Genomic DNA, 26,189 nt, shown 5'->3' with positions numbered 1-26,189 from the left:
GTCCCGGCCACCGAGCCGAGCGTCCCGCTCAATGCGCTGGACGTGCTGCTGGTGGAAGACGATGCCGATGCCGCCGCTGCGCTGTCAGCCATCCTCGGCAACTACGGCGCACGCATCCGCACCGCACGCGACGCCGAGGAAGCCATCGGACAGATCGAGCAAAACACCCCGGACCTGATCATCAGCGACATCGGCCTGCCCGGCCGCGACGGCAACGACTTCATGCGCGAACTCCGCGTGCGCGAAGCGGTGGACTCGCTGCCTCGGACTCCCGCCGTGGCCCTGACCGCGTTCACCCGCCAGCAGGACCGCCGCGCGTCCATCGAGGCAGGGTTCGATGCGGTGTGCGGGAAACCGCTGCGCTTGCAGGAGTTGATGGATGCGATTGATGCGGCGCTGGCGCCGGGGGGTTGATTCCCGTCTCCCTACCTGTGTTACTCCCCTCTCCCGCAGCGCGGGAGAGGGGTTGGGGGAGAGGGCAACAAAGCTCTGCTTGCCGACGGCATCAAAATTTTCACCGCAGGCCCTCTCCCCCGCCCCTCTCCCGCCGTGCGGGAGAGGGGAGAAAATCAACGGCAAACCAAAACCAAACTCACCGCCCCAGCCCAAACGTCCGCTTCGCAATATTGATCTGATGAATCTGGCTCGTCCCCTCATACAGCCGGAACAGCCTGACATCGCGATAAAACCGCTCGATGCCGTAGTCCGCGATATACCCGTACCCCCCAAACAGCTGGACGCAACGGTCCGCCACGCGGCCGCACATCTCGGACGCAAAGTATTTGCAGATCGACGCCTCCATGGTCACGTCCTTGCCGTCATCGCGTTTGCGGGCCGTCTCCAGGATCAGTGCGCGGGCTGCGTGAATATCCGTCTGGCAGTCGGCAATCATGGCCTGCACCAACTGGAAATCCGCCAGCAACTGGCCGAACTGCTTGCGCTCGGTGACAAAGCGCACAGCATCGTCGAGCATCCGGATCGCCGGCCCCGTACACAGCGCGGCCAGGTGGATGCGCTGCTTGTTGAGCACCTTCATCGCCGTGCGGAACCCCTGCCCTTCCTCGCCGCCGATCAGGTTGGCGGCCGGCACGCGGCAGTTGTCGAAATGCACTTCTGACACTGGTGAGCCGGCCTGCCCCATCTTCTGGTACGGCTGCCCCGTGGTCAGCCCCGGCGTATTGCGCGGCACAATAAACGCCGAAATGCCGCTCGCACCCGGCTTGTCAGGATCTGTGCGCGCCATCACCGTGAACATCCCGGCGATGGGCGCATTGGTGATGAAGCATTTGGTCCCGTTGAGGATGTAGTGGTCCCCCTCGCGCCGCGCGGTGGTCTGCAGCGCCGTGGCATCGGAACCGGCGTCGGGTTCGGTCAGTGCGAAGGCGCCGGTTACCTCGCCCGTGGCCAGCAGCGGCAGGTAGCGCGCCTTCTGCTCGGGCGTGCCGTCTGCCACCAGGGCCTCGGAGCCGATACCCGTGTTGGTGCCGACCCGCGCCCGAAACGCCACCGAGCACTGCGACAGTTCCATCGCGGCCAGCACCAACTCCTCGGTGGTCATGCCCGCGCCGCCGTATTCCTCGGGGATCGAGTAGCCGAACATGCCCTGCGCGGCCATGGCGTCGACGAGGTCCTGGGGCACCTCGTCACGCGCGGCCACCTCGGCTTCGCGCGGGACCAGCCTCTCGCGCACAAACCGACGCAGCATCAACAGAAACGGATCAAATACTTCGGGATCTCTAATCATTGGTGTCTCCCCATTCTTGTTTTCCATCTTTAAGGAAAAGACTACGCCGGGTTTCGGAATAGTGGGATGACTGTTTCGCTATCTGGAACATCACGGGAACTTTCCGAAGCTGGGTCGGCTAAGATTCTTTCGCATGGCACCCTCTCGTCCGCACCACCCCGATCCCGAATTTGCGACCACCCTGGCGCATGGACTCTCGCTGCTGCAATGCTTCCGAGTCGGTGAACCGCTGCTCAGCAACAAAGAACTTTCCGAACGCACCGGCCTGTCCAAGGCCACCATTAGCCGGCTGACCTACACCCTGGCCGTACGCGGCCTGCTGTTCTACGACACGCGCCTGCGGCGATACCGGCTAGGCTCCACGTCGCTGGCGCTCGGCTACCCGCTGCTGGCCAGCCTGCGTGTGCGCCAGGTGGCCCGGCCACTGATGAAGGCGCTGGCCGACCGTGTGGGCGGCTCCGTCTCGCTAGGCTTGCGCGACAGGCTGCGCATGGTCTACGTCGAATCCAGCCGCGGCCATGACCCGATCGTTTTTCGTCCAGATATTGGCGCGTCGCTGCCGATATTGCCTTCGGCAATGGGTCGGGCGTGGCTGGCGCAGGCCCCGGAAACCGCACGGGCCGAGGTGCTTGAAGCCGTCCGCCTTACGGATCTGCCGCTCTGGCAGCGCCATGCCGACAGAGTGCAGGTGGCATGCGACGATCTGGCCCAGCGCGGCTACACGCGCTCGCCGGGCGACTGGCTCATCGATATCCACGCCGTGGCAGTACCGATGCATAGGCCCATCGAAGGTGAGATCCTGGTGTTCAATTGCGGCGTGCCCACCGCGCGCATGTCGGCTGACAAGCTCGATCGCGACATGGGGCCTGCGTTGATTGCGCTGGTCAACGAAGTCGAGGCACTGCTCGCATGAATCCGAATTCCCCTTATTCCCAGCCTGATCCGGTACACCCGGCCAATCCGCCCGATCCCAATAATGGCGGCAACAAGGATCGCCAGTTCGCCACCACGCTGGCCAACGGCATCGACATCCTGCTGGCCTTCCGCCCGGGCGAATCACTGCTCGGCAACAAGGATTTCGTGCAGCGCACCGGGTTGTCGAAGTCCACGGTGGCGCGGCTGACCCATACGCTGGTGGTGCTTGGCTACCTGCGGCACGATACGGCGCAAGCCAAGTACCGGCTGGGTGCGCCGGTGCTGGCACCAGGCTACCCGCTGCTTGCCAGCATGCAGATCCGGCAAGTGGCGCGGCCCCTGATGAAAGCGTTGTCCGACGAGGTGGGTGGATCGGTGTCCCTGGGAATCCGTGAGCGCACCGGGATCATCTATGTGGAAACGGCCCGCTCCATCGCCAACTCGCTGCTGCTGCCCGATATCGGCGCCACGCTGCCGATGCTGACCACGGCGGTGGGCAAGGCGTGGCTCTCGCGCGTACCCGCCGATCTCCGCGAGCCGGTGTTGAATCGGTTGCGGCTCCAGGACCCCGACCAGTTCACCCGCGCAGTGCCCCATCTGGCGCAGGCGCGACAAGATCTGGCAACGCTCGGGTTCTGCTCGAACCGGGCCGAATGGCGCCATGACGTGTTCGGCTTCGCCGTGCCACTCTGCAAGCCGGTGGACTCCCAGTGGTTCGTTGTGAACTGCGGGCTGGTGGCGCGACCTGACGCCTTCGCGGCGCTCCAGAAACAGGTGGAGCCACGGCTGGTGACGTTGGCCCAGACTCTCGAAGCGCTGCTCGGCCTGCGCTGAACCGGAGGCTCCGCCGGGAGGCGTTCAGACCAGTTCAGACCGGTTCAGGCGGATTCAAGGTTGTATCCATCAAGTCTCATCCACGTATCCTTTCCGTGACAAATCGGCGTAACGGCATGCGTTTCTCGCCGATTCCGACGCCTTCCTTCGCGTAAAAGCGACATTCCCCGACACTCCTGCGCGTTGTGCGCACCTTCACCTTGACGGCGTTACCCGGCTTACGCATTATTCGCGCTTGAACGTTAACAGGAATCATTCCTAGTAGCGTTCGCATTTCAAGTCCGGATAAGACACCATGACCCAGAGCCAAATCGCGGCCGCCACGAGCCGCAAAAACGCCGTCCCCTCAACCATCCGCCCGCTGGCAGCGTTTGCCCGCATGGCGGTATTGGCCGGCTTCCCGCTATGCACTGCCGCCGCGTTTGCGCAGTCCGCCGACGCACCCGAACAGGCGCTGCCGTCGGTCACCGTGAGTGCAAAGCAGGAAGTCGACATCGGCCCGCAGTTGCAGAAGAAAGCCTCCAGCGGTGCCCTGGGCAGCAAGTCGCAGCTCGATACGCCGTTCTCGACGACTGTCGTGTCCGGCGAAGACCTGGCCGAGCGCCAGGTCACCAAGATCGGCGACGTGTTTTTCAACGACGCGTCGGTCTCGGACAACAGCAACGCCAACAATGCCTGGGCGTCGTACACCACGGTCCGCGGCCTGCAGCTCGACTGGCGCAATGCGTACAAGATCAACGGCATGCCGTTCATCGCCTACGGCATCACCATGCCGTATGAACAGCTCGAACAGGTAGAACTGCTCAAGGGCGCGTCCGGCTTCATGTACGGCTTTGGCAACCCGGGCGGCACGGTCAACTACGTGACCAAGAAGCCGACAGACCAGTTCACGGCCAGCGTGGACCTGGGCTACCGCTCCTCGCACGTCTGGACCGAGCACGTGGATCTGGGCGGCCGCGCCGGCCCGAACAACATGTTCGGCTACCGCCTGAACGTGACCCACGAGGAAGGCAAGCCGTCCAACGCTGTCGGCATCAACCGCAACTCGGTATCGCTGGGCCTGGACGCACGCATCACGCGCGACCTGACGTGGACGTTCGACGGGATCTATCAGGACCGCAATACGTGGGGGGCGACGCCGTCGTTCTATGCGGGCGCGCTGTCGACCACCGGCGCCCAGCTTCCGGGCGTGGTGAGCGGCCGTGGCGGCCTTTACAGCGGCAATGACGCGCACTTCTACTCGAACCTGCAGGTCTACCAGACCGGCCTGCGCTACAACCTGAATTCGGACTGGACCGTCAGCTCGATCTACAGTTTCAGCAAGCAGTCGCGCAGCCGTAACGAGACCACGCTGAACCTGTCGAATTCGGCCGGCGACTACAGCGATTTCCGCTACGACGGCGCCGAAAGCCAGCAATTCAGCAACTGGACGACGATGGTCGAGGGCAAATTCCGCACCGGCCCGTTCCGCCACGAACTGGTGGCCGGCCTGAGCTGGCAGAAGCAGATCGACCGCTACAGCAACAACTTCGTCTACACCGCACTGGATAACGGCAACATCTACGCGCCGTACACGGGCGTGTATTACAGCCAGACCGCGTTCCAGAAGTACCGTGCCGGCGACACCGAACAGAAGGCCGCATTCGTCAGCGACACGATGCACCTGACCGACAAGTGGTCCATCCTGGGTGGCCTGCGCGTGACGAACTACGAGCAGAACAGCTACACCGGCACTGGCGTGGGCGATACGAACTACAGCAAGAATGGCCTGATCACGCCGACCGCTGCGATCATGTTCAAGCCGATGCCGAGCACGACGCTGTATGCCAGCTACGTGGAATCGTTCGACGGCGGCGGCGTGGTGGCAACCAACTACGCCAACGCCGGCCAGGGCCTGACTCCAGCCAAGAGCCGCCAGTACGAAGTGGGCGCCAAGACCGACCAGGGCATCTGGACGGGTACGGCCGCACTGTTCCGTATCGAGCGCCGCAGCGAGTTCGCGCGCAACAACGGCCTCGGCGCGCTGCCGACGTTCGTGCAGGATGGCGAATCGGTCTACCAGGGCCTGGAACTGGCCGGCTCGTCGCGCATCGGCTCGCAGTGGGAAGTGGGCGGCAGCGCGATGTTCCTGGACACCGAGTACACCAAGGGCGATACCAACATCGGCAACCGCGTGGCCGGCGCACCGAACTTCATGCTGACGGGCCGCGTGTCCTACCGCATCCCGTTCGTGCCGGGCCTCAAGGTGGGCGTGGATGGCAAGTACACCGGCCCGACCAAGATCGATGCAGCCAACAACGTGAACATCGGCGGCTACACGATCTTCAACGTTGGCGCCTCGTACAACACGCGCCTGTACGGCAAGGAACTGACGCTCCGCGCGGCGCTGACGAACCTGACCAACAAACGCTACTGGGCCTTCCAGTACGAAAACTACGTCCAGCCCGCCGATCCGCGCACCATCAGCCTGAGCGCGAAGATCGCGTATTGATGGTTGCAGTACCACTGCAGGACTCCCCTCTCCCCGTTCGCGGGAGAGGGGTTGGGGGAGAGGGCAACGAGGTTCTGCTTGCCGACTTGTCGAAATTTGCACGGCCGGCCCTCTCCCCCGCCCCTCTCCCGCTTGCGGGAGAGGGGAGAAAACAAGCGGCAGATTCCGGGGTCCCGCCTTGCTACAATCGCGTCTTTTCTTCCCTGCCGCGAGCCCCCGCCATGACCACCCTTGGAACCCCCCTCTCCCCGTCTGCCACCAAAGTGATGCTCCTGGGCTCCGGCGAGCTTGGCAAGGAAGTGCTGATCGCGCTGCAGCGCCTGGGCGTGGAAACCATTGCCGTGGACCGCTACGAGAACGCCCCGGGCCAGCAGGTGGCGCACCACTCGCGCACCATCACCATGAGCGATGGCGACCAGCTCAAGGCGCTGATCGAAGCCGAGCGTCCGCATCTGGTGGTGCCTGAGATCGAAGCCATCGCCACGCCGATGCTGGAATCGCTGGAAGCTGCCGGCGTTGTCCGCGTGATTCCTACCGCCCGCGCCGCCCGTCTGACCATGGATCGCGAAGGCATCCGCCGCCTGGCCGCCGAGACGCTGGGCCTGCCCACCAGCCCATACAAATTCTGCGATTCGCTCGAAGAACTGCAAGCCGCCATCGACGGCGGTATCGGTTATCCGTGCGTGGTCAAGCCCGTGATGAGCAGTTCCGGCAAGGGCCAGAGCAAGATCGACGGCCCGGCTGACGTCAAGGCCGCATGGGACTACGCCATGGCAGGTGGCCGCGTCAGCCACGGCCGGATCATCGTCGAGGGCTTTATCGATTTCGACTACGAAATCACGCTGCTGACCGTGCGCGCGCTGGGTGCCGATGGCAAGGCGGACACCCATTTCTGCGATCCGATCGGGCACGTCCAGGTTGCCGGTGACTACGTGGAAAGCTGGCAGCCGCACCCGATGCACCCCAAGGCGCTGGAAACCGCCCAGCACATCGCCCGTGCAGTGACGGCCGACCTGGGCGGACAGGGGCTGTTCGGCGTGGAACTGTTCGTCAAGGGGGAACAGGTCTGGTTCAGCGAAGTCAGCCCGCGCCCGCATGACACCGGTATGGTGACGATGATCACGCAGTACCAGAACGAGTTTGAACTGCACGCCCGCGCCATTCTGGGCCTGCCGGTGGACACCAGCCTGCGCGCCCCGGGCGCCAGCGCGGTGATCTACGGCGGCGTGGATGCCGAAGGCATCGTCTTCGACGGTGTGGACGAGGCGCTGCGCATCCCGCAGACCGAACTGCGCCTGTTCGGCAAGCCGGAGTCGTTCACCAAACGCCGTATGGGCGTGGCGCTGGCGTATGCGGCAGATGTGGATACAGCACGGGATCGTGCGAAGGAAGCTGCGAGCAAGGTCAAGCCGCGGAAGGCTTGATTTAGTCCATTCTCCGCGCTTGTATTACTCCCCTCTCCCGCCATGCGGGAGAGGGAGCAAAAATCATCAAACCACCCGATCCGCCCGGTCCATATGCGCTTGCGCCGGTTCCCTGGCCCCCGGATCCGTCGCCGCAGCCGCCAGCGCTGCATGCGCGCCATACTGCGAATCCTGACGCAACGCGCTCAGGTCCGCGCCTGACGGCGACTGGTACAAGCGCAGCCCCAATTCCGGCAGGATCGCGAACAGGTGGTCGAAGATATCGCCCTGGATGCGTTCGTAGTCCGTCCAGCCGGTGCGATTGCTGAAGCAATAGACCTCGATCGGAATACCCTGCGAGTCCGGCTCCATCATCCGCAGGTTGAGTAGCAGGTCGTGGTGGATTTCGGGATGCGCGCGCAGGAAGGCGATGCCGTAGGCGCGGAAGGTCCCGAGGTTAGTCAACCGCCGACGGTTGACCGGGTCCGTGTTCTCGCCGAGCAGTACCCGATTGGTCTGCTCCACTTCCTGCTGCTTGACCTCCAGGTAGTCGTGCAGCAGCCGGAAGCGCATCAGCGCCGTTACCTCGTTATCGTCGAGAAACCGCACGGTCGACGCGTCGATCCGCAGCGTCCGCTTGATCCGCCGCGCGCCGGATTCGAACATGTGCCGGTAGTTGCGGTAGCTCTCCGAGAACAGCTTGTACGTGGGCACCGTGGTCACGGTGTTGTCCCAGTTCTTGACCTTCACCGTATGCAGCGCGATGTCCATCACGAAGCCATCGGCGTTGGACTGCGGCATCTCGATCCAGTCGCCGATGCGCAGCATGTCGTTGGACGTGAGCTGCGTGCTGGCCACCAGAGACAGTAGCGTGTCCTTGAACACCAGCAACAGCACCGCCGACACCGCACCGATACCGGAAAGCATCCACAGCGGCGAGCGGTCGATCAGGATCGACAGCACCAGCACGCCGCAGACCAGCCACAGCGCCAACTGGGCCACCTGCACATAGCCCTTGATCGAGCGCGTCTGCGCACGACGGCTGGCCGCGAACACGGTCTGCCAGGCGTTCAGCACGCCGGACACCATCAGGAACACGCTGACCCAGGTGCCGGCATGCGCCAGCCGTTCGATGAGGATCGAGAACTTGCCGAGATCGGGCACCTGGCTGATGCCGACCGTGATGACGGCGAGAAACACCGCATAGCCGAGGCGGCGATAGGTGCGGTGCCGCATGAGCGCGGCGGCCCACTCGCGGTTGCCGGAAAGGCTCAACACGCGGTAGACCACCCGGCCCACCACGCGTGCGACGAGCCATTGCGCGAGTCCGGCGATCAGGACGAGCGCCAGCACGTAGAGCGAAATCTGGGCCCAGGGATGGGCGGGAATGCGTCGCTGGAACAGGTCCAGCAGTGCGTCAAAAGTCATGAGGGCGAGGCTTGGTTGCTGACAGTCAAGCCACGAGTCTACTAGCGTTGCGCCGCGCTGCCGCGAATTCTGGCGCGACTGGCCGCAGAATCAGAATCGTCTCAGATCCAGAATCCGCGGCCAGCCCGCTACCATGCCGCTTCTTCCCTTCTTCCTTCTTCCCTTTGTTCCCCTAGTTCGCATGCGGCGCGTACATTGCCATCAACTGGTCGTCGGTGAAGCCCCACTGCCGCGCATCCTCGAAAGCGGTCACGGTGTCGTCGCTGTGGGTCAGGTCGATCACCTCGGGCGGCAGCGGTTTGGAATCCGTCACCGAATAGAAGGTCATCACGCGCGGGCGCAGCGTCTCGCCCTCGTTCTGGCCGCACACCACGGCCAGCCGGCCGGAGCGCAGGCGCAGCACGGTGCCCAGCGGGTAGATGCCCATGGTGCGCGTGAAAGCCTTGAACACACGCCGGTCGAAGAGCGTGTCCACGCGCACGGCGATGTACTCCATGGCCCGTGCCGGCGACCACGCCGGATGGTTCGGACGCGGCGAGGTCAGCGCATCGTAGGTGTCGCAGATGGCTGCGATCTTGGCGTGGACGCTGATTTCGTTCTCGTGCAGGCCGAACGGATAGCCGCGCCCGTCCACGCGCTCATGGTGGTGGACGCAGACGTCGAGCGGGATATTGCTGTAGAGCCGCGCCTCGTTGAGGATGCGGTAGCCCGCCGACGGGTGGCGCCGCATCTTCTCCTCGTCCGCCGGGGACAGGTCGCTGCCCTTGAGCAGCAGCGATTCGGGCAGCGTCAGCTTGCCGATATCGTGCACCAGCCCGGCCAGTCCCAATTCGCGCACCTCGCCATCGGGCAGTTTCAGGTTGCGGCCCACCGCGATCATCAGCGCGCAGACCGAGAACGAGTGCAGGTAGGTGTAGTCGTCCTTGGCTTTGAGGCGCGCCATGGCCAGCAGCGCCTGCGAATGGCGAGACAGCGAGGTGGACGCCGAATCCACCAGCAGCAGCGCGCCGTGCGTCTCCAGTGCGCGGCCCATGCGGACGTCGTTGAACAGGTTCCCGATCAGCATGCGGCCGGTCTTGATCAACTCTCGCGCGCGCTCCAGCTCGCTCTCGAAGCTGGCTTCGGGCTCGTCGACCTCCTCGGCCTCCATCATCTCCGGCGCGGCCGGCGTGGGCAGGTTGCGGCCCTTGAGGATGTCGATCCACACATCCTGCACGTTGGCTGCCTGGATCTGCTCCACCTGCTCGTCGCTGGACACCAGAAAGCGCGAGCGCCAGAACGGATGGTTCATCCATGGCCCGCCCAGCCTTGCCACGAACATGCCTATCTGCAGTTGTTCTGCCTTGATTCTTCTCAGCATGCACTTGCCCCAGTTCAAATGGGCGCGGAGAGGGACTCCGCGATCCCGGTCAAGCGGGGCTCTTTCCAGGCCCCGTTCTCTGACTTCTCTCGTTGGCCGCGTTTATCGGCAGGTCCGAGACATTCTTTAGTTTTTTCTTTGCGATGGCACTGTCATGACCCGTTCACCATCGTCATCGCCCGCATCGGCCTGCCGCGCGGCGCGAATGAGCAGCCACGAGCCGATCACCGCCGCGTAGACCACCAGCCCGGCGCCTGCCAGCCGCTGGTCGCCCAGCAGGTAGCTGGCGCACAGGCGATTGGGCGAGTCGATGAACAGCATGCCAAAAGTCAGGGCCATCCAGACCATGTTTCCGCCAAAAAACAACACCAGTGGCCACGGCGCCACACGCAGGCCGACACTCGCGGCCAGGCCCGCGAGCACCATCGACGCGTCGCGCGCCAGACCCATCGGCAGGGACATGCGCGAGAGATCCACGGCGATCGGCAGCATCCAGATGCCGTAGGCCAGCGTGCCCACCACCCCTAGCGCCAACGCATACGGACGCATCCGCGGCACCATCTCCAGCTGCCGTCGCGCGCTCAGCATGCCGGGGGCCAGCGCGCCTGCCGCAAACAGGCAAGGCATCAGGCCGAGCATCAGCCATGCCATGGATGCCTCGAAGAACGTACGCATGGGAGGTAGCGCCAGCGCCAGCAGCAAGAGCACGCCGGCCAGCCTCACGTTGGCGCGATTCATGGCCGATCCCCGCGCAAGTGGGCCAGCGCCGCCGCATAGGCCTGCTGGAAATCCTCTAGCGCATGGACGGACAGCACCCTGCCCTGAGCGTCCACCACATGCAGCCCGCCGTTGTGCTCGAAGCCGCCGAGACCATCCGGGATGGCGATCACGTCAGCCTGTCGCAGCAGTTTCGTCATCGCGTCCGGCGAGATGGCGGCCACCACCTGCCAGCCGGGGGCATTCGCCCGATAGCTGGTGGCATAGCCGAGCAGATCGTTCACGGTGTCGCGTGGATCGAAGGAAAGGGAAATCAGTTGTACCCGTGGCGCCATGCCATCGGCGGCAATCTGGCGTTGCAACTGCGCGAACTCGGCGCCCAGCGCCCGGCAGACCGTGGGACAGCGGGTGTAGATGAAATCGACGATGTAGATGGACGGTGTGACCGATGCGGCCGGCGTGTGCAACGCGGACGAACTGGAGTCCGCCGCCTCGAACAGCCGCAGGTCGTGGCCCTGCTGGTTCCACACGTCGATGGCGGGTAGCCGCAGCGCCTGGCGGGCGATGCGCGCCTCGCGTGACTGGTCGAGTGTCCAGGCGCGCAGCCCGTCGGTCACGAAGTAGACTGCCGCCGCGCCGAGCAGCAGCGCGGCGGCCAGCGCCAGCCAAGGGCCTGCCGACGCGGGGGCGACGGTCCTAACTGCCCGGGGAGCCAAGCGCCGCGTCGCCATCGAAAGGTGCCTGCATGCTGGCCGTATCGGCCCGTGCCGCCGCGACGGTCTCCGCCGTCACGGGCGGTGCGGCATTGCCCCACTGGCTGCGCACATGCGTGAGCACGGCGGCAATCTCGGCATCGCCGAGCTGCGCCGCGAACGCCGGCATCGCCCCGTTGTAGGCCGTGCCCTTGACCGTGATCTTGCCGGTGACGCCGCGCAGGACGATCCGCGCCGCCTTGGCATCGCTGCCGGTGACCCATTCGGAGCCGGCCAGCGGCGGGAACACACCCGGCAAACCCTGCCCCGTGGCCTGATGACAGGCCACGCAATGGCTCTGGAAGATGGCGGCGCCGTCCACCACGGCCCCTGCCGCCGCCTTCGGCTTGCCATGCAGGTCCGCCACGGTGCGCTGGTCGCCGAGCGCCGGAGGCTGGTCGATCGGGGCCGTGACGATGTAGTACACGCCCCACGCCACCAGCGCGGCTACCATCGCCAGCACATAGCGCGGAATCGGCATGCGGTTCTCGTGCGGGTCTTCGTGCTCGCGGGCACGCGCGGCGGCGGCCTGCCGCTGCTCCGAGCTTTCTGCCGAACCATCTGCCGCACCACGGGGATCACGGAAATCGCTCATGGCCTCATTCCTTCGTGGCCGGCAGCACGGCACCGGTCCGGTTCAGCGATTGCAGGTAGGCCACGAGGTCCAGTGCAGCGGCCGTGGGCACCACCACCTTGCCCAGCGGCGCATAGCCCGGCGGCAGCGGCACGGCCTTCTCGCCGGCGTCGGGCGCGTCCTTGGCATCGAACAGGAATGGATACGCGGGCATGATGCTGCCGCTCACGTATGCACGTGGCTGGTACAAGTGCCCCAGGTGCCAGTCCGCGCTGGGCTGGCGCACGCCGATGTTCATCAGGTCCGGGCCGGTGCGCATGGTGCCCAGCAGGTGCGGCTTGTCGTAGTAGTAGTCACCGGCTGTGGTTGCGCGGCCCCAGCCGCGCTTGGCATCGGGCGCGAACGCGGCATCGCGGGGTTGCTGCGAGTGGCAGTAGACGCAGCCATTGGCAATATAGACCTCGCGGCCGCGCAACTGGGCGGCGGTGTAGGGCTTCAACCCTTCGGTGGGCTTCACGTCGTGCAGTTGCATGTAGGGCAGCACCACCAGGGCGCTGGTGGCCAGTGCCAGCATCGTCATGCCGCCCGCCAGCAGGGCGCTCTCGTTGTTCACGTTCAGGCTCCCTGTGCGGGCTTGTTGCCCTGGTGGAACATCGCGGGACGATTGCGGTTCGGCCCCAGGCCGAATGCCACGCAGATGAAGTTGGCCACGAAACAGAGGTGGCTGGTCAGCATCATGAATCCGCCGATGGAGCGGATCTTGAGGTACGGCACGGTCACCGCCACCGAATCCATGAAGGGCTTGGCGGCGTCGAGCATCGCCTTGCCCTGTAGCCAGCCGCCGATGCTCAGGCCGATGAAATAGACGCCGATGCCGCCCACGGCCAGCCAGAAATGCGCGTAGATCAGCCAGCGGTACGGCCACTCCCGGCCCGTGATGCGCGGCACGATGAAGTAGATGGCGCCGAAGAATGCAAAGCTCACGAACGCGTACAGCCCCAGGTGGGCGTGCGCCACGGTGTAGTGCGTGAAGTGGGTCACGCGGTTGACGGCGCGCAGCGCCTCGAACGACCCTTGGATCGAACTCAACGTGTACATCATGCCGCCGAAGGTCATGAAGCGCAGCGTGGGCGAATCGATCAGCCGGTGGAAGTTGCCGCGCAGCGTCTGGTGCTGGTTGATCGAGAACGCGATCACGGGAATCAGCATCATCATGCTCTGCACGATCGACAGCGTGATCAGCCAGCCCGGCACCGGCCCGCCCACCAGGTGATGGCCGCCCACCTGCCCGTAGAAGAAGGCCAACGCCCAGAAACCCAGCAGCGACAGCCCGTACGATTTCACCGGCTGGCCGATCACCTTCGGCAGGAAGTAGTAGATCGATGCCAGCGCCAGCGGCGTATAGAACAGCCCCAGCACGTTATGGCCGAACCACCAGTTCATGGTGGCCTGCTCCACCCCGAAATGCAGGCCCGGGATGTTGGCCACCAGGAACAGCACCGGGAACCAGAACAGTGCACAGCCCATGTACCAGACCGACACGTAGAGGTGATCCACCTTGCGGTTCACCAGTGTCAGCACCAGCGGAATGCCCACGAACGCGCCGCCAGCCACGAAGAGGATGTCCACCTGCCACGGAATCTCCAGCCACTCCAGCCCGTCGGAGATGCCGGCGGCGATGCTGCCGATACCCGCGATCAGCCCAGCATTCCAGACCGCCGCGCCCAGCACCGCCCAGCGCGCCCCCACCAGCTCCGTCTTGAGCAGGCGCGGCAGCAGGAACATGGCGATGCCGAGTCCGGCCATCGGCGCCCAGCCGTAGGCCACGGCGTTCAGGTGGATGGTGCGGATGCGCCCGAAGGTCAGCCAGGGGATCGAGGCCAGCCAGTCGGGTTCATGCAGCTTGATGGACGAGGTCAGGCCGGCGGCAGATGCCACCAGCAGCCAGACCATCGCGCAGCAGATAAACAGAAAGACCACGGGTGCCGACGACTGGTCGGCGGCGGTGCGGGCGGCGTCTGCCACGCCGGTGTCGCCGCGCGCCGAGGCTGGGTCTTCGGGATGCGCCCCTTCGTCGTGGAAGATCACGCGGGCGGCGGCGCTGGACGTATCGAACAGGCCCTTCTGCATGCTCCAGATGAACGCACCCAGGGCGATCACGGACAGCAGAAAAGCCGACAGCAGGATGGCGACTGTATTCATGGGGGACTCGCAGGCGGGGGCAGGCGACGGGGAAGTTCCGACGCGCAGAGTACGAGTCCGTGTCCGAGCGGCCAATCATCCTTACGTGTAACTGGCGTTTTATGCGTGCGATTCCTAGAATTCAGCCTCGGGCGTCATTGCCCTGCCCGGCGTTCTGTTCGGCATCCCTCAGACATCACTCCCGCACCCACGCGATAATGGCGCACGGTTCGATCCGCGCGCCGTTTGTCGTGCAGCAGCTTGCCGTGCATTCCGCGCTTGAGATTCGCCACGACTTGCCGTTATCAGTTGTCGACCTCCGATATTGCGTCTTTCCCGCCTGATGCATAGCCACTACGACAACCTCAAGGTCTCACGCGACGCGCCCGCGGAAGTCATCCGGGCCGCGTACAAGTCCCTGAGCCAGAAATACCATCCCGACCGCCACGCCGACAGCGAGGAGGCCAACCGCATCATGCGGCTGCTGAACGCCGCCTATGACGTGCTGCGCGATCCGGAGAAGCGCGCCGAGCATGACCAGTGGATCGTCGCGCAGGAGAAACGCGAAGCCGACCAGAAGCAGCGCCAGGCCACGCAGCAGCGGCAGGCCTACCGTGCCGCCCAGGCCCAGCAACAACGACAGGCCGCGCAACGCCAGCAGGCCCAGCGCCCCGCTCCGCCCCCGGCCGCCAGCGAACCCGAACCGGCTGCCGAACAGCCCGCCCGCACACGCAAGCCGCGCCGCTCATGGCGCGATGCGCCGCCCAACAGTGGTCCCGCCACCCCGTTGCCGAAGCTCGGCTCGTTTGCGCTCTACCTGGGAATCGGCGCGCTGATCGTAGTGTTGTTGAGCGACTGGTCGGGGGATAACGCTGCCGGACGCGGCGTACCGGCGGCCGCCACCGCATCGACCCTGTCGTCCTCCGTGACGCCCTCTGCGTCATCGCTGACGCGCACCGTAGCGCCGGGCTCGACCCGTGACAGCAAGTACATCCGGCCAACGTTGACCCCGCGTGGCCTGCCGTGGCCGACACGGTCAGGCTACCTGCCCGGCTATCCGGTGCTCAACGACAGCGGGTTGTCGACGCTGACCGTCGACAACTCGGCCAGCCCGTCCGATGTCATGGTGAAACTGGTGTCCGTGGAGGGCAACACGCCGCTCCCGGTGCGCACAAGCTACGTGCGGGGCGGCACGTCATTCACGATGGATGAGATTTCTCCCGGCAGCTACGACCTGCGCTACCAGAGCCTGGATACGGGAGAGTTGTTCCGGTCGGAACGCTTCGAACTGGCGGAACTGAGGGAGTCCGGCGGCACCAGCGCCAACCGGAACGTGTTCCGCCTCTACGGGGTGCCGGGCGGCACCTCCCGCTCCGTACCGATCTCGGAGCGGGATTTCCCCTGAGCGGGCGCCCAGGGGAAGGATGTCTTTACTCAGTAAGGCTTGGGTTGCGGCTGGCTGTTAGGCGGCGTCCACGGCTTGGGCGCTGGCGCGGGGGCCGGCACGTTGCCATAGACCTTCTGCCAGCGCGATTTGAGGCCGGCCGCGATTTCCTTCTGGTTGTACTGCTCGGCGAAGTCGATCACCGTCATGCCCTGCTGGTTCTTGAGCCGCAGGTCGGCGCCCTCGTCCAGCAGCAGCTTCACCGTGTCGATATGGCCGCCGCGCGCCGCCATCATCAGCGGCGTGGTGCCATTCGGGCTTTCAGCGTCGATATAGGCCGCGTGATCCACCAGGTACTTGACCACGTCGTTGTGGCCATTCGTTGCCGCGTAGTGCAGCGGCGCCCAGCCCTTCTTGTTCACCTCGGCCTCTTCGCCATCGACCATCAGCTTCATGCTCTCCAGGTCGCCCTGCAGCGCCGCCATCATCAGCGCGTTCTCGCCAGCCGGGTTGGTCTTGTCGAGGTCGATGTTCTTCGCCTTGATCAGCACCTTGGCCGCCTTGGTCGATTTCTCGCGCAGGGCCAGCACCAGTAACGGATTGCCGCGGTTGTCCGTCAGGTTCGGGTCCACGCCTTTCTGCAGCAGTTTCTGCACCGTGTTGCCGTCGTCGAATTCCACGGCCTTACGCATGTCGTCCGCTGGAGCCGCCTGCACCAGCGCGCAGCCCGCCATCGCGGACAGGCCCACGAGCGCCATGGCGGAGGCCATGCGTCGCATCTTCAGATCAAACATGAGCATTCCTGTCGATGTGCTTGAAAAGACGGAAGAAATTATCCGTCGTCTGTTCGGCAATCTGTTCTACCGGCACGCCGCGCAGATGGGCGATGAATTCGCCCACGTGACGCACCCAGGCCGGTTCGTTGGTCTTGCCGCGATATGGCACCGGCGCCAGATACGGCGAATCGGTCTCGATCAGCATGCGGTCCAGCGGCACTTTCTTCGCGGTCTCCTGCAGGTCCGCCGCGCTCTTGAACGTCACGATGCCCGAGAACGAGATATAGAAATCCTCGTCGAGCGCCCGCTTGGCGATGTCCCAGGTCTCGGTGAAACAGTGCATCACGCCTCCGGCTTCCCGGGCGTTCTCTTCCTGCATCAGCCGGATCGTGTCGTCGGCTGACGAGCGCGTATGGATGATCAGCGGCTTGCCGGTTTGCCTTGCGGCACGGATGTGGGTGCGGAAACGATCGCGCTGCCACTCCATGTCTTCGACGCTGCGACCGTTGAGGCGGTAGTAGTCGAGGCCCGTCTCGCCGGTGCCGACCACGCGCGGATGGTTGGAGAGCGTCACCAGCCGTTCCAGCGTGGGCTCCTCGGCATCCTCCTCGTAGTCCGGGTGGACACCCACGGACGCGTACAGGTTCGGATGCTGTTCGGCCAGCGCCAGCACGCGCGGAAAATCTTCCAGCGTCACGGAGATGCACAGCGCATGCGTAACCTGGTTGGCCTTCATGTTCGCGAGCAGTTCAGGCAGGCGCGCGGACAGGTCGGGGAAATCGATATGGCAGTGGGAATCTACGAACATCGGCACTCTCTTGAAACTCAATCGAGCCGGCGGCCCAGGATCACGAGGTCGCGTTCCACGCCGTCGAGCACGGCGACGCGCGGCAGATCCCCCCAACGGGTAAAGCCATGCCGCTCGAACAGCGCCAGGCTCGGCGCATTGTGGCCGAAGATAAAGCCGAGCAGCGTCTTCACGCCGACCTTCGGCGCATGGGCCACGGCCTCGGCCAGCAGGAAGCGGCCAAGGCCCTTGCCGCGCTGGTCCTCGTGCAGATAGATCGAGACCTCGGCCGTGGCGCCATAGGCGGGCCGGCCATAGAAATCCGAAAAGCTCACCCACCCGGCCATGCGGCCTTCGGCATCCTCGCACACCCACAGTGGACGACGCTCTGGCAGATGGGCATCGAACCAGCCCTCGCGGGATGCCACGCTGACCGGCTCGGTATCGGCCGTCACCATGCGCGAGGCCACCGTGCTGTTGTAGATCTCGACGATGCCGGGCAGGTCCTCGCGCGTGGCAATCCGCACGGTAAATCCAGAATGACTCATAAATCCAATAACTTGCGAGGCAAACCTCGCATTTTCCTTGAGTTATATCGTCTGCGTGGGCTTGCCCGATTCGATCGTCTTGCCCAGCAGTTCTTCCACCGCACGCTTGAGCATGCGGCCATTGTCATCGTCCGGCAGATGCACGCCCACGCCGGGCGTCTTCATCGGCGTGCCAGCCGGGGTAATCCACGCCACCACGCCTTGTATCTGGTACTTCTGCGGGCGGTCCAGCAACGACAGCACCAGGAACACCGGCTCCCCCAGCCGGAACGGGCGGTTCGACGGCACGAAGATGCCGCCGCGCGCCAGGAACGGCATGTAGGCCGCGTACAGTCCGGCCTGATCCTTGATCGACAGCGACAACACATTGGGACGCTGTGGAGTCCCGGGAGCCGGACCGGCTCCCGCTGGGGGGGTGGCCGGACGGGCGGGTGCCGGATTCCTCGGCGGTATGCCTGCCGCTGTCAGCGGTGGCGTCGTGGCTGGTGCATTCATCATTGACCCCATGTTGCCCGCTTTGCGCAGGCTATTTATCGTAACTGGCCGGGCATGGAAACCCGTGGCTCGACTTTTACCACGCGCGCACCGCCGTGCCTACGGGCGGCGCGCAGTTTGAGACGCATCGCAAACTTGCGTCTCGTCTAGCGAAAAATCTGCCGGTAATCGAGAAAGACCGACTCCATGACCAGGCGTGCCGCCAGCGGATGATTCTCGCTGCGCCGATGGTTCACCAGCCGCCCGGCAAACCCCTGCAGGCGATGGGCATCGGTTGCGCCGGCGCAACGTCCCAGCGCGGCCTGTTCCTTGGGGAAATAGCGGGCCGGGCCCGTACCCAGCGAGATCGACAGCAAATCGTAGGTCCAGCGTTGCAGCGTGCCCAGTACCATCGGCACCGGCAGTTTCTGGAGTTGCTCGGCGGCGGCCAGTGCGTCGAAGGTCGGACCTGCGCCAAGCTGGCTCACCAGCAGGCGCAGCAATGGTTGCTCCTCGGCCTCGGCGGCATGCAGCGCGGTCAGCGGTGCGCCGCCGGCCTGCGCCAGTTGCGCCTCCACATCGGCCACGCCCTGGCTGCGCAGCCATTCCAGTGCCGCCGCCGCGCTCGGCGGCGCCACGGAAAACTGGCGGCAGCGCGACAAGGTAGTCGGCAGCACGCGGTCGATGCGGTCCGTGACCAGCAGGAAGACCGTCGATGGCGGTGGCTCTTCCAGCGTCTTGAGCAGTGCGTTGGCACCTTCGGTCTGGAGCGCATCGAGCGGGTACACCACCACCACGCGCAGCCCGGCCCGGTGCGTACCGACGCCCACCGCCTCGATCAACTGGCGCACCTGCTCCATGCGGATGATCTTGCTCGGCGCCTTCTTCTTGCTGCTCGATCCGGACTCGGCATCCCCCTCGCCGCCTTCACCGGCCTCCAGCGCCTCGGGCCGAACCACGGTGAAGTCAGGATGGTTGCCCTGGCCGAACCAGTGGCACGCACCACAGTGGTTGCATGGCTGACCGTCGGCGAGCGGCGCTTCGCAAAGCAGGCCCTGCGCAAAATGCAGCGCCAGGTCGCGCTTGCCGATGCCTTGCTGGCCGTGCAGCAGCAGCGCGTGGGGCAGCCGGTCGCGCAAGGCGGTCAGCCGCTGCCAGTCTTCTCGTTGCCAGGGATAAAGCATGTGAATCAATCGGTTAGCGCCATGACGTCATGTATTGTCGGAGGGACGTACGCCGACATCACCGCGCGGATATAAGCCATAAAACTCAGAGACTTGCGATGATCTCTTCGAGCGTCACGCGAATCTCGTCGATGGAGCGGGTCGAGTCGATGACCCTGAAGCGCTGCGGCGCTTGGGCGGCCCGTCGCAGGTATTCGTTGCGTGTCCGCTCGAAGAACGCGCGGGACTCCGCCTCGAACTTGTCTGGCTCGCGCGCATTGGCCAGCCGCGCGGCGGCGGTTTCCAGCGGCACGTCGAACAACAGCGTCAGGTCCGGTTGCAGGCCGCGCTGCACCCAGGCCTCCAGCGCTTCCAGCCGGTCGAGCGCCAGCCCCCTGCCCCCGCCCTGATAGGCAAACGTGGCATCGGTGAAACGATCGGAAATGACCCAGTCCCCGCGTGCGAGGGCCGGGGCAATGACTTCGGCAATATGCTCGCGTCGTGCCGCGAACATCAGCAGCGCCTCGGTTTCGAGGTCCATCTTGCGATGCAGCAGCAACTGGCGCAGATCCTCGCCCAGCGGCGTGCCGCCCGGCTCGCGCGTGGTCACGACGTTGCCACGGGCGCGCAGGCGCTCGGCCACCCATTCGATATGGGTGCTCTTGCCCGCGCCGTCGATACCTTCAAACGTGATGAATTTGCCGCCCATGTGATTACGGTTTGCCGCGCTGGTACTTGTCTACCGCGCGGTTGTGTTCGGGAAGTGATGTCGAGAAATGGCTGCTGCCGTCGCCACGCGCCACGAAGTACAGCGCGTCAGACGGCGCCGGCGTGGTAGCCGCGGCCAGCGAGGCCAGGCCCGGCAGCGCGATCGGCGTCGGCGGCAGGCCGGCACGGGTGTACGTATTGTACGGGGTGTCCGTGGTCAGATCCTTCTTGCGGATATTGCCGTCGAAAGTCGGGCCGATGCCGTAGATCACGGTCGGATCGGTCTGCAGCATCATGTTCTTGCGCAGCCGATTCACGAACACCGCCGCAATCATCGGCCGCTCCGACGCCTGCCCGGTTTCCTTCTCCACGATCGACGCCATGATCAGCGCCTCGTACGGCGTCTTGTAGGGCAAGTCCGGCGCGCGCGCGTTCCAGGCATCGTTGATGCGTTTCTGCATCGCGCGGTAGGCGTGCTTGTACAACTCGATATCGCTGCTGCCGCGGGCAAAGAGGTAGGTATCGGGGAAGAACAAGCCCTCGGGCGAGGTTTCCGCCGCGCCAATCGCCTTCATCAGGTCGGCGTCCGACATGCCCTGCGTGTCATGCTTCAGCGCCGGGCTGGCATCCACGGCCGCGCGCATCTTGCGGAACTCCCACCCCTCGATCACGGTGACCACGTAGTGCGACACGTCGCCCTTCGCGATTTTCTCGACCACTTCGAACGGCGTCACGCCGGTTTCGAACTGGTAGCCCCCGGCCTTCAGGTCGGTGGCGTGGCCCGTGATCCGGGCCAACAACTGGAACATGCGAGGGTCCATGGTCACGCCGCCGCGCTGTAGTTGGCGGCCGACGCTGGCCACGCCCGAATTGGGCTTGACGATGACTTCTATGGGCGAGGCGGACAGGCCGAGCGGCTGGTTTGCCCACCAGGCAAAGCCACCCGCAAGCGCTGCTGCGGAGACAATCAGCACCCCGACCAGGCGCAGGAACAGGCGTTTCATGTAGTGATTGGAACAATCGAGGGACTATCGGCGGAAAGCATATGGCGCTGGCAAGACGCGCGGCCGGTCGGAATGACGGCAGGCCCATATAATACCGGGAGCCTTGTGGCCTATGTGTCACCACACGTTACAGGCGACGCAGCACTACGCTGCGTATGACCTTGTACGATGGCACTGCCGCCCCCAATTTCACCACCGATCACCGTCTTCCGGGACCGTCTGCATGTCCGCCACTGAATTCCCCTCGCTCGCCGATAGCTTCGCCGCCCTGCCGCACGCCGGTATTGTCACCGTGCCCGCCGGGCTGGCCTTGATCCGCGTGGCCGGCGATGACGCCGCCACCTTCCTGCACAGCCAGTTGACCAACGCCGTGGAAGACCTGCCGGCCGATGCAGCGCGGCTGGCCGGCTACTGCTCGGCCAAGGGCCGGCTGATGGCCAGCTTCCTGGTCTGGCGCGACGCCGAAGGCATCGTGCTGCAACTGTCCGCCGACATCCAGCCGGCCATCCAGAAGCGCCTGTCGATGTTCGTGCTGCGCGCCAAGGCCAAACTGTCCGACCTCTCCGCCACACACCGCGTGCTGGGCGTGGCCGGCGCAGGTGCCGAAGCCGCGCTGAAACAAGCCGGCCTGCCCGCACCGCAAGGGCCGCTGTCCGCTGCGCATGCCGATGGCGTGAGCGTGATCCGCCTGGCCGACGCCGAGGGTGAAGCGCGCTGGCAGATCGTGGCGGAGTCCGCGCGCGCCGAGGCGCTGCAACAGGCGCTGGGCGCGACGCTGGCGCAGGCGGCACCGGCATTCTGGGACTGGCTCGACATCGGCGCCGGCATCCCGCGCATCGCCGCCGCCACGCAGGAGCAGTTCGTGCCGCAGATGATCAACTTCGAGCTGATCGGCGGCGTCAATTTCCGCAAGGGCTGCTATCCCGGCCAGGAAGTGGTGGCGCGCAGCCAGTATCGCGGCACGCTCAAGCGTCGTATGTGGCGTGTGGGCGGCGAAGGTGCGGTGCCGACCGCTGCCACCGAGATTTTCCGTCCCGAAGATCCCTCGCAGCCGTGCGGCATGGTGGTCAATGCCGCCCCGTCGCCGCTGGGTGGATGGGAAGGACTGGCCGAACTGAAGATCGACGCGGCTGTGGCCGGCGCGCTGCATCTGGGCGCGGCGGATGGCTCGCCGGTCTCCACGCGTGCGCTGCCGTACGAAGTGCCGCTGCCGAACGAGGCTGAATCCGCCAGTTGAACGACCGGGGAACCAAGACATGAGCGATCATCTCTACGTCTACTTCAAGGTGCCGGAGGACCGCGCCGCCGAGGCGTTGCCGCAGTGGCACCGCTGGATGGAAACGGTGGCCGAGGCCACCGGGATTGGTGGTACGCTCATGCGAAGGCCGGAGACCCGCGCCGGGCTGCAGACGTGGATGGAGAGCTACGCGGACATACCGCCCGCCTTCGATGCCACGCTCGATGGCCTGTGGCGCCAGAGCGGCCTCGCTCACTGGATCAGTGGCGAGCGTATGGCCGAGAAGTTCGTAGACCTGGACGTGCTGTGACGTGGTCACTGCAGTCACTGTAGTGAAGCAGCAAGAGAAGCAAAGGAAGCGACATGTGCCTGATTCTGGTGGCCTGGCAATCGCACCCGGACTATGCCCTGGTGGTGGCCGGCAACCGTGACGAGTTCTATGCCCGCCCCGCGGCGGCCGCGCACTGGTGGCAGGATGCCCCCGAGGTGCTGGCTGGCCGCGACCTGGCCGAGGTGATCGGCGATGCGGGCACCTGGATGGGCGTGGCCAACGCCGCCTCGTCCGAATGGCCCGGCGATTCGCGCGCGCGTTTCGCCGCGCTGACCAACTACCGCGCCCCCTCCGAAAAACGTACCGATGCCCGCTCGCGCGGCGAACTCGTCGCGCATTTCCTGCGCGGCGAGCAGACCCCGGACGAGTACCTCCACGAACTGGCCGGCGCCCATGGCGCCTACAACGGGTTCAACCTGCTGGCCAGCGATTTGCACGACCTCTGGTGGTACAGCAACCGCTCGAAGACACGCCAGCCGCAGAAGCTGAAACCGGGCCTCTACGGATTGTCCAACGCACTGCTCGACACGCCATGGCCCAAGGTCCGCAGCCGCGTCGGCGCGCTGTGCGAAGTCCTGGCCGCCGACCGTGGCCAGTTCGGCTCGGACGCCGAACCCTACCTGCAGATGCTCGCCGACGAGAAACAGGCGCCGGACTGGGAACTACCGAGCACCGGCGTGGCGCCGGAGTGGGAGAAGCTGCTGTCGTCATCGTTCATCCGCTCCCCGCATTACGGCACGCGCGCCAGCACCGTGCTGCGCGTACGGCATGACGGACGATTCGATTATGTCGAGCGGAGTTTCGATGCAGAGGGGAAGACCGGCGAGGTGTCGTATCAGGGCCGGCTGAATGTGACGCGGGATACAGGGACGGTGCCTGCGCCGCGCTAGAACTACCCTTGGGGTTCACTCCCCTCTCCCACAAAGTGGGAGAGGGGCTGGGGGAGAGGGCCGGCGGTCCTGCTTGCCGACCTGTCGCAATTTTCACTGCTGACCCTCTCCCCCGACCCCTCTCCCGCTGCGCGGGAGAGGGGAGCGCATAGCAACGGATAGCGGTAAACGGATAGCGGTATCGCGCAAACTTAAGTCACCCCACCTGCTTCCGCATCTCCACATGCGGAATCCCCGCTTCCTCGAATTCCGCCCCAACCTGCTCGAAACCCACGCGCGCATAAAACGGCGCCGCATGCGTCTGCGCGTTGAGGATCAGCTCCGCATAGCCGAGTTCGGCGGCCTTCGCCATCAGTGCGTCCAGAACCCGGGCGCCCATGCCGGTGCCGCGCGCCACCTTGAGCACGGCCATGCGGCCGATGTGTCCGTCGGGTAGCAGGCGGCCCGTAGCGACCGGGGTGCCGTCGGCGGCGAACGCCAGGGCGTGCCAGCTTGGCTCGTCCATGTCATCCCATTCCAGTTCCACCGGTACGCCCTGCTCTTCCACGAAGACGCTGTAGCGGATGGCGCGGGCGCGCTCGCGGGCTTCATCCCATTGGCAGACCAGGACTGGGGCAGTAGTAACGGACATGGATGACTCGTAGCGGAATGTCTGAAGAGAGGCGCAATCATACGCCCGGCAGGTCGCCAATGCGCGCGCACAGACTGCGAGCATTGGTGCGATTATCGGCCAGTCAATGCACCGTATCAGGGATAACCCCGCCTACCATCGTTGCGTGAAATTTGTATGATGACCTGACTACCTGATGATGCGATGCCATGTTCCAGAAGATTCCTGCTCGCGCGCTGACTGACAGCGTGGCCGAGCAACTGCTCGACAAGATCCAGGGCGGCACCTTTGCCCGGGGTGCCAAGCTGCCTACCGAGGCCGTGCTGTCCGAAGAGTTCGGCGTCAGCCGCACCGTGATCCGCGAGGCCATTGCCCGGCTCAAGTACGAGGGGTTGGTGGAATCTCGCCAGGGCAGCGGCGTGTTCGTGACCGATCAGGCTGGCATCCGGCCACTGCGCATTGATTACACCGATGTCGATACGCTGGAAGCGGTGCTGCAGATCGTGGAACTGCGCCGTTCGATCGAGGCCGAGGTCGCCGCCCAGGCGGCGCGCCGCCGCAGCGATGCTGCGATGGCCGGCATCGACGCCGCGCTGGCACGCATCGACACCGAAGTGGCCGAAGGCGGCGACGGCGTTGCCGCCGACGTGGCCTTCCACCGTGCCATTGCCGAAGCCACCGGCAACCCGTATTTCCTCAAGACGCTGGCCTTCCTGAGCCAGTACCTGGAAACCGCCACGCGCGTGACCCGTACCAACGAGGCGCGCCGTGCCGATTTCTCGCGTCAGGTGCGCGAGGAACACCAGGCCATTGCCGCCGCCATCCGCGCGGGCGACCCCGATGCCGCACGCAACGCGGCGCAGAACCACATGTACAACGCGGCGCGCCGGCTCTCGCAACTCGGCGACGACGAAGGCATCGACCTGCCCGTCAGCCCGTCGCACTAGTCATCCATACACATCAGGTTTAGGAGAATTTCGATGTCCAAGAACATTGGCGTCATCGGCTTGGGCGCGATGGGCAATGGCGTGGCGCAGTCGCTGCTGCGCGCAGGCTTCAAGACCCACGCCTACGATCTGCGTGCCGACGTGCTGCAGCGCTTTGCCGATGCCGGCGGCGTGCCGTGCGTGAGCCCGGCCGAGGTGGGCCGACGCTGCGATATCGTGATCACGCTCGTGGTCAACGCGGCGCAGACCGAGGCCGTGCTGTTCGGCGAACAGGGTGCGGTGCCGGCGATGTCCGAGGGCAAGCTCGTGATGGCCTGCGCCACTGTGCCGCCCGGTTTTGCCGAGACGCTCGGCAAGCGGCTGGCCGAAAAGGAACTGCTGATGATCGACGCGCCGGTGTCAGGTGGCGCCGCGCGTGCCGCCAGCGGCGAAATGACGATGATGACGTCGGGGCCCGCCGAAGCCTACGCCAAGGCCGAGGCCGTGCTGGCCGCCATCGCAGGCAAGGTGTACCGCCTGGGCGATGCCCACGGCGCGGGCTCCAAGGTCAAGATCATCAACCAGTTGCTGGCGGGCGTGCATATCGCCGCCGCCGCCGAAGCCATGGCGCTGGGCATGCGCGAGGGCGTGGACCCGGACGCGCTCTACGACGTGATCACGCACAGCGCGGGCAACTCGTGGATGTTCGAGAACCGCGTGCCCCACATCCTGTCGGGCGACTACACGCCGCTGTCGGCGGTGGACATCTTCGTCAAGGACCTGGGCATGGTGCTGGACACCGCCCGCACCAGCAAATTCCCGTTGCCGCTGTCGGCTGCCGCGCACCAGATGTTCATGATGGCGTCCACGGCCGGCCATGGTGGTGAAGACGACTCTGCCGTGATCAAGATTTTCCCGGGCATCGAGTTGCCGAAGGCGAAGGAGTAACAGC

General features: G+C 65.3%; 27 protein-coding genes. 11 read left to right on the top strand and 16 right to left on the bottom strand.

What is annotated here, in order from left to right:
- The coding region (locus tag FFS21_RS21490; protein WP_137926747.1) for a response regulator at positions 1-414 on the top strand (414 nt) is incomplete at its 5' end.
- A 178-nt stretch (positions 415-592) separates the two neighbouring features.
- Here the strand turns inward: FFS21_RS21490 and FFS21_RS21485 are convergent.
- A complete protein-coding gene (locus FFS21_RS21485) occupies positions 593-1,744 on the bottom strand; it encodes an acyl-CoA dehydrogenase family protein (RefSeq protein WP_137926746.1) in 1,152 nt (383 codons plus the stop codon).
- Positions 1,745-1,877: 133 nt separating this feature from the next.
- Here FFS21_RS21485 and FFS21_RS21480 point away from each other — a divergent pair, with 133 nt between their 5' ends.
- The 4 genes from FFS21_RS21480 (at position 1,878) to purT (ending at position 7,408) form a co-directional block, all read left to right on the top strand.
- On the top strand, positions 1,878-2,657 hold the full coding sequence (locus tag FFS21_RS21480) for an IclR family transcriptional regulator (RefSeq protein WP_137926745.1): 780 nt from the start codon (positions 1,878-1,880) through the stop codon (positions 2,655-2,657).
- Positions 2,654-3,493, top strand: coding sequence for an IclR family transcriptional regulator (locus tag FFS21_RS21475; RefSeq protein WP_137926744.1), 840 nt, complete (start codon positions 2,654-2,656; stop codon positions 3,491-3,493). Before FFS21_RS21480 ends, FFS21_RS21475 begins: the two co-directional genes overlap by 4 nt.
- Before the next feature lie 295 nt (positions 3,494-3,788).
- A complete protein-coding gene (locus FFS21_RS21470) occupies positions 3,789-5,984 on the top strand; it encodes a TonB-dependent siderophore receptor (RefSeq protein WP_137926743.1) in 2,196 nt (731 codons plus the stop codon).
- Between the two features lie 221 nt (positions 5,985-6,205).
- Positions 6,206-7,408, top strand: coding sequence for a formate-dependent phosphoribosylglycinamide formyltransferase (gene purT, locus FFS21_RS21465; RefSeq protein ID WP_137926742.1), 1,203 nt, complete (start codon positions 6,206-6,208; stop codon positions 7,406-7,408).
- 66 nt (positions 7,409-7,474) lie between these two features.
- Here purT and FFS21_RS21460 read toward each other — a convergent pair whose 3' ends face one another.
- The 7 genes from FFS21_RS21460 to FFS21_RS21430 form a co-directional block, all read right to left on the bottom strand.
- Positions 7,475-8,815, bottom strand: a complete 1,341-nt coding sequence (locus tag FFS21_RS21460) for a mechanosensitive ion channel family protein (RefSeq protein WP_137926741.1) — start codon at positions 8,813-8,815, stop codon at positions 7,475-7,477.
- A 172-nt stretch (positions 8,816-8,987) separates the two neighbouring features.
- Positions 8,988-10,175 (bottom strand): cyclic di-GMP phosphodiesterase, encoded by a 1,188-nt coding sequence (locus tag FFS21_RS21455; RefSeq protein WP_137926740.1) that lies wholly within the window; start codon positions 10,173-10,175, stop codon positions 8,988-8,990.
- Between the two features lie 126 nt (positions 10,176-10,301).
- The gene (locus FFS21_RS21450) at positions 10,302-10,913 is read right to left on the bottom strand and encodes a hypothetical protein (RefSeq protein WP_212745262.1); all 612 of its coding nucleotides are present in this window, start codon (positions 10,911-10,913) and stop codon (positions 10,302-10,304) included.
- A complete protein-coding gene (locus FFS21_RS21445) occupies positions 10,910-11,608 on the bottom strand; it encodes an SCO family protein (protein WP_249359535.1) in 699 nt (232 codons plus the stop codon). The genes FFS21_RS21450 and FFS21_RS21445 overlap by 4 nt, the downstream gene beginning before the upstream one ends.
- Complete coding sequence (locus tag FFS21_RS21440; protein ID WP_137926738.1) at positions 11,589-12,239, bottom strand: c-type cytochrome; 651 nt, start codon at positions 12,237-12,239, stop codon at positions 11,589-11,591. The genes FFS21_RS21445 and FFS21_RS21440 overlap by 20 nt, the downstream gene beginning before the upstream one ends.
- 4 nt (positions 12,240-12,243) lie before the next feature.
- Positions 12,244-12,831, bottom strand: a complete 588-nt coding sequence (locus FFS21_RS21435; protein ID WP_171020464.1) for a cbb3-type cytochrome c oxidase subunit II — start codon at positions 12,829-12,831, stop codon at positions 12,244-12,246.
- Positions 12,832-12,833: 2 nt separating this feature from the next.
- The gene (locus tag FFS21_RS21430) at positions 12,834-14,420 is read right to left on the bottom strand and encodes a cbb3-type cytochrome c oxidase subunit I (protein WP_137926737.1); all 1,587 of its coding nucleotides are present in this window, start codon (positions 14,418-14,420) and stop codon (positions 12,834-12,836) included.
- 304 nt (positions 14,421-14,724) lie between these two features.
- On the opposite strand from FFS21_RS21430, the gene FFS21_RS21425 reads away from it, so the two are divergent.
- Positions 14,725-15,804, top strand: coding sequence for a J domain-containing protein (locus tag FFS21_RS21425; protein WP_249359533.1), 1,080 nt, complete (start codon positions 14,725-14,727; stop codon positions 15,802-15,804).
- 29 nt (positions 15,805-15,833) lie between these two features.
- Here FFS21_RS21425 and FFS21_RS21420 read toward each other — a convergent pair whose 3' ends face one another.
- From FFS21_RS21420 to mltG, 7 genes are all read right to left on the bottom strand, one after another.
- The gene (locus tag FFS21_RS21420; protein WP_137926736.1) at positions 15,834-16,577 is read right to left on the bottom strand and encodes an ankyrin repeat domain-containing protein; all 744 of its coding nucleotides are present in this window, start codon (positions 16,575-16,577) and stop codon (positions 15,834-15,836) included.
- Positions 16,570-17,367, bottom strand: coding sequence for a TatD family hydrolase (locus FFS21_RS21415; protein ID WP_137926735.1), 798 nt, complete (start codon positions 17,365-17,367; stop codon positions 16,570-16,572). Before FFS21_RS21415 ends, FFS21_RS21420 begins: the two co-directional genes overlap by 8 nt.
- Positions 17,368-17,384: 17 nt before the next feature.
- On the bottom strand, positions 17,385-17,894 hold the full coding sequence (locus FFS21_RS21410) for a GNAT family N-acetyltransferase (protein ID WP_137926734.1): 510 nt from the start codon (positions 17,892-17,894) through the stop codon (positions 17,385-17,387).
- A 42-nt stretch (positions 17,895-17,936) separates the two neighbouring features.
- Positions 17,937-18,392 (bottom strand): PilZ domain-containing protein, encoded by a 456-nt coding sequence (locus tag FFS21_RS21405; protein ID WP_502705189.1) that lies wholly within the window; start codon positions 18,390-18,392, stop codon positions 17,937-17,939.
- A gap of 143 nt (positions 18,393-18,535) precedes the next feature.
- The gene (locus FFS21_RS21400) at positions 18,536-19,552 is read right to left on the bottom strand and encodes a DNA polymerase III subunit delta' (RefSeq protein ID WP_137926733.1); all 1,017 of its coding nucleotides are present in this window, start codon (positions 19,550-19,552) and stop codon (positions 18,536-18,538) included.
- 85 nt (positions 19,553-19,637) lie between these two features.
- Positions 19,638-20,240 (bottom strand): dTMP kinase, encoded by a 603-nt coding sequence (gene tmk / locus FFS21_RS21395; RefSeq protein ID WP_137926732.1) that lies wholly within the window; start codon positions 20,238-20,240, stop codon positions 19,638-19,640.
- Positions 20,241-20,244: 4 nt separating this feature from the next.
- A complete protein-coding gene (gene mltG, locus FFS21_RS21390) occupies positions 20,245-21,243 on the bottom strand; it encodes an endolytic transglycosylase MltG (RefSeq protein ID WP_137926731.1) in 999 nt (332 codons plus the stop codon).
- 223 nt (positions 21,244-21,466) lie between these two features.
- On the opposite strand from mltG, the gene ygfZ reads away from it, so the two are divergent.
- The 3 genes from ygfZ to FFS21_RS21375 are packed head-to-tail and all read left to right on the top strand — an operon-like array spanning position 21,467 to position 23,701.
- Positions 21,467-22,480 (top strand): CAF17-like 4Fe-4S cluster assembly/insertion protein YgfZ, encoded by a 1,014-nt coding sequence (gene ygfZ, locus FFS21_RS21385; protein WP_137926730.1) that lies wholly within the window; start codon positions 21,467-21,469, stop codon positions 22,478-22,480.
- A 19-nt stretch (positions 22,481-22,499) separates the two neighbouring features.
- Positions 22,500-22,790: a DUF4936 family protein gene (locus FFS21_RS21380; RefSeq protein ID WP_137926729.1), complete on the top strand. Its 291-nt coding sequence runs from the start codon at positions 22,500-22,502 to the stop codon at positions 22,788-22,790.
- A 53-nt stretch (positions 22,791-22,843) separates the two neighbouring features.
- Complete coding sequence (locus FFS21_RS21375; protein WP_137926728.1) at positions 22,844-23,701, top strand: NRDE family protein; 858 nt, start codon at positions 22,844-22,846, stop codon at positions 23,699-23,701.
- Positions 23,702-23,897: 196 nt separating this feature from the next.
- Here the strand turns inward: FFS21_RS21375 and FFS21_RS21370 are convergent, their stop codons facing one another.
- Positions 23,898-24,332, bottom strand: a complete 435-nt coding sequence (locus FFS21_RS21370; protein WP_137926727.1) for a GNAT family N-acetyltransferase — start codon at positions 24,330-24,332, stop codon at positions 23,898-23,900.
- 188 nt (positions 24,333-24,520) lie between these two features.
- On the opposite strand from FFS21_RS21370, the gene FFS21_RS21365 reads away from it, so the two are divergent.
- Entirely contained in the window at positions 24,521-25,258 is a 738-nt protein-coding gene (locus tag FFS21_RS21365; protein WP_137926726.1) for a FadR/GntR family transcriptional regulator, read from the top strand.
- A gap of 33 nt (positions 25,259-25,291) precedes the next feature.
- On the top strand, positions 25,292-26,185 hold the full coding sequence (ltnD, locus tag FFS21_RS21360; RefSeq protein ID WP_137926725.1) for an L-threonate dehydrogenase: 894 nt from the start codon (positions 25,292-25,294) through the stop codon (positions 26,183-26,185).
- Positions 26,186-26,189 lie beyond the last annotated feature (4 nt).

The organism is Cupriavidus sp. 2SB, assembly GCF_005503625.1.
Classification (GTDB): domain Bacteria; phylum Pseudomonadota; class Gammaproteobacteria; order Burkholderiales; family Burkholderiaceae; genus Cupriavidus.
Note: the sequence above shows the minus strand (reverse complement) of the source record. Positions and strands in the feature narration are given on the sequence as shown.

Bases quoted from the DNA above. Each gene is read 5' to 3' on its own strand.
- FFS21_RS21485 (WP_137926746.1), bottom strand. From the start codon at position 1,744: ATGATTAGAGATCCCGAAGTATTTGATCCGTTTCTGTTGATGCTGCGT.
- FFS21_RS21480 (WP_137926745.1), top strand. From the start codon at position 1,878: ATGGCACCCTCTCGTCCGCACCACCCCGATCCCGAATTTGCGACCACC.
- FFS21_RS21475 (WP_137926744.1), top strand. From the start codon at position 2,654: ATGAATCCGAATTCCCCTTATTCCCAGCCTGATCCGGTACACCCGGCC.
- FFS21_RS21470 (WP_137926743.1), top strand. From the start codon at position 3,789: ATGACCCAGAGCCAAATCGCGGCCGCCACGAGCCGCAAAAACGCCGTC.
- purT (WP_137926742.1), top strand. From the start codon at position 6,206: ATGACCACCCTTGGAACCCCCCTCTCCCCGTCTGCCACCAAAGTGATG.
- FFS21_RS21460 (WP_137926741.1), bottom strand. From the start codon at position 8,815: ATGACTTTTGACGCACTGCTGGACCTGTTCCAGCGACGCATTCCCGCC.
- FFS21_RS21455 (WP_137926740.1), bottom strand. From the start codon at position 10,175: ATGCTGAGAAGAATCAAGGCAGAACAACTGCAGATAGGCATGTTCGTG.
- FFS21_RS21450 (WP_212745262.1), bottom strand. From the start codon at position 10,913: ATGAATCGCGCCAACGTGAGGCTGGCCGGCGTGCTCTTGCTGCTGGCG.
- FFS21_RS21440 (WP_137926738.1), bottom strand. From the start codon at position 12,239: ATGAGCGATTTCCGTGATCCCCGTGGTGCGGCAGATGGTTCGGCAGAA.
- FFS21_RS21430 (WP_137926737.1), bottom strand. From the start codon at position 14,420: ATGAATACAGTCGCCATCCTGCTGTCGGCTTTTCTGCTGTCCGTGATC.
- FFS21_RS21420 (WP_137926736.1), bottom strand. From the start codon at position 16,577: ATGTTTGATCTGAAGATGCGACGCATGGCCTCCGCCATGGCGCTCGTG.
- FFS21_RS21415 (WP_137926735.1), bottom strand. From the start codon at position 17,367: ATGTTCGTAGATTCCCACTGCCATATCGATTTCCCCGACCTGTCCGCG.
- FFS21_RS21410 (WP_137926734.1), bottom strand. From the start codon at position 17,894: ATGAGTCATTCTGGATTTACCGTGCGGATTGCCACGCGCGAGGACCTG.
- FFS21_RS21405 (WP_502705189.1), bottom strand. From the start codon at position 18,392: ATGATGAATGCACCAGCCACGACGCCACCGCTGACAGCGGCAGGCATA.
- FFS21_RS21400 (WP_137926733.1), bottom strand. From the start codon at position 19,552: ATGCTTTATCCCTGGCAACGAGAAGACTGGCAGCGGCTGACCGCCTTG.
- tmk (WP_137926732.1), bottom strand. From the start codon at position 20,240: ATGGGCGGCAAATTCATCACGTTTGAAGGTATCGACGGCGCGGGCAAG.
- mltG (WP_137926731.1), bottom strand. From the start codon at position 21,243: ATGAAACGCCTGTTCCTGCGCCTGGTCGGGGTGCTGATTGTCTCCGCA.
- ygfZ (WP_137926730.1), top strand. From the start codon at position 21,467: ATGTCCGCCACTGAATTCCCCTCGCTCGCCGATAGCTTCGCCGCCCTG.
- FFS21_RS21380 (WP_137926729.1), top strand. From the start codon at position 22,500: ATGAGCGATCATCTCTACGTCTACTTCAAGGTGCCGGAGGACCGCGCC.
- FFS21_RS21375 (WP_137926728.1), top strand. From the start codon at position 22,844: ATGTGCCTGATTCTGGTGGCCTGGCAATCGCACCCGGACTATGCCCTG.
- FFS21_RS21370 (WP_137926727.1), bottom strand. From the start codon at position 24,332: ATGTCCGTTACTACTGCCCCAGTCCTGGTCTGCCAATGGGATGAAGCC.
- FFS21_RS21365 (WP_137926726.1), top strand. From the start codon at position 24,521: ATGTTCCAGAAGATTCCTGCTCGCGCGCTGACTGACAGCGTGGCCGAG.
- ltnD (WP_137926725.1), top strand. From the start codon at position 25,292: ATGTCCAAGAACATTGGCGTCATCGGCTTGGGCGCGATGGGCAATGGC.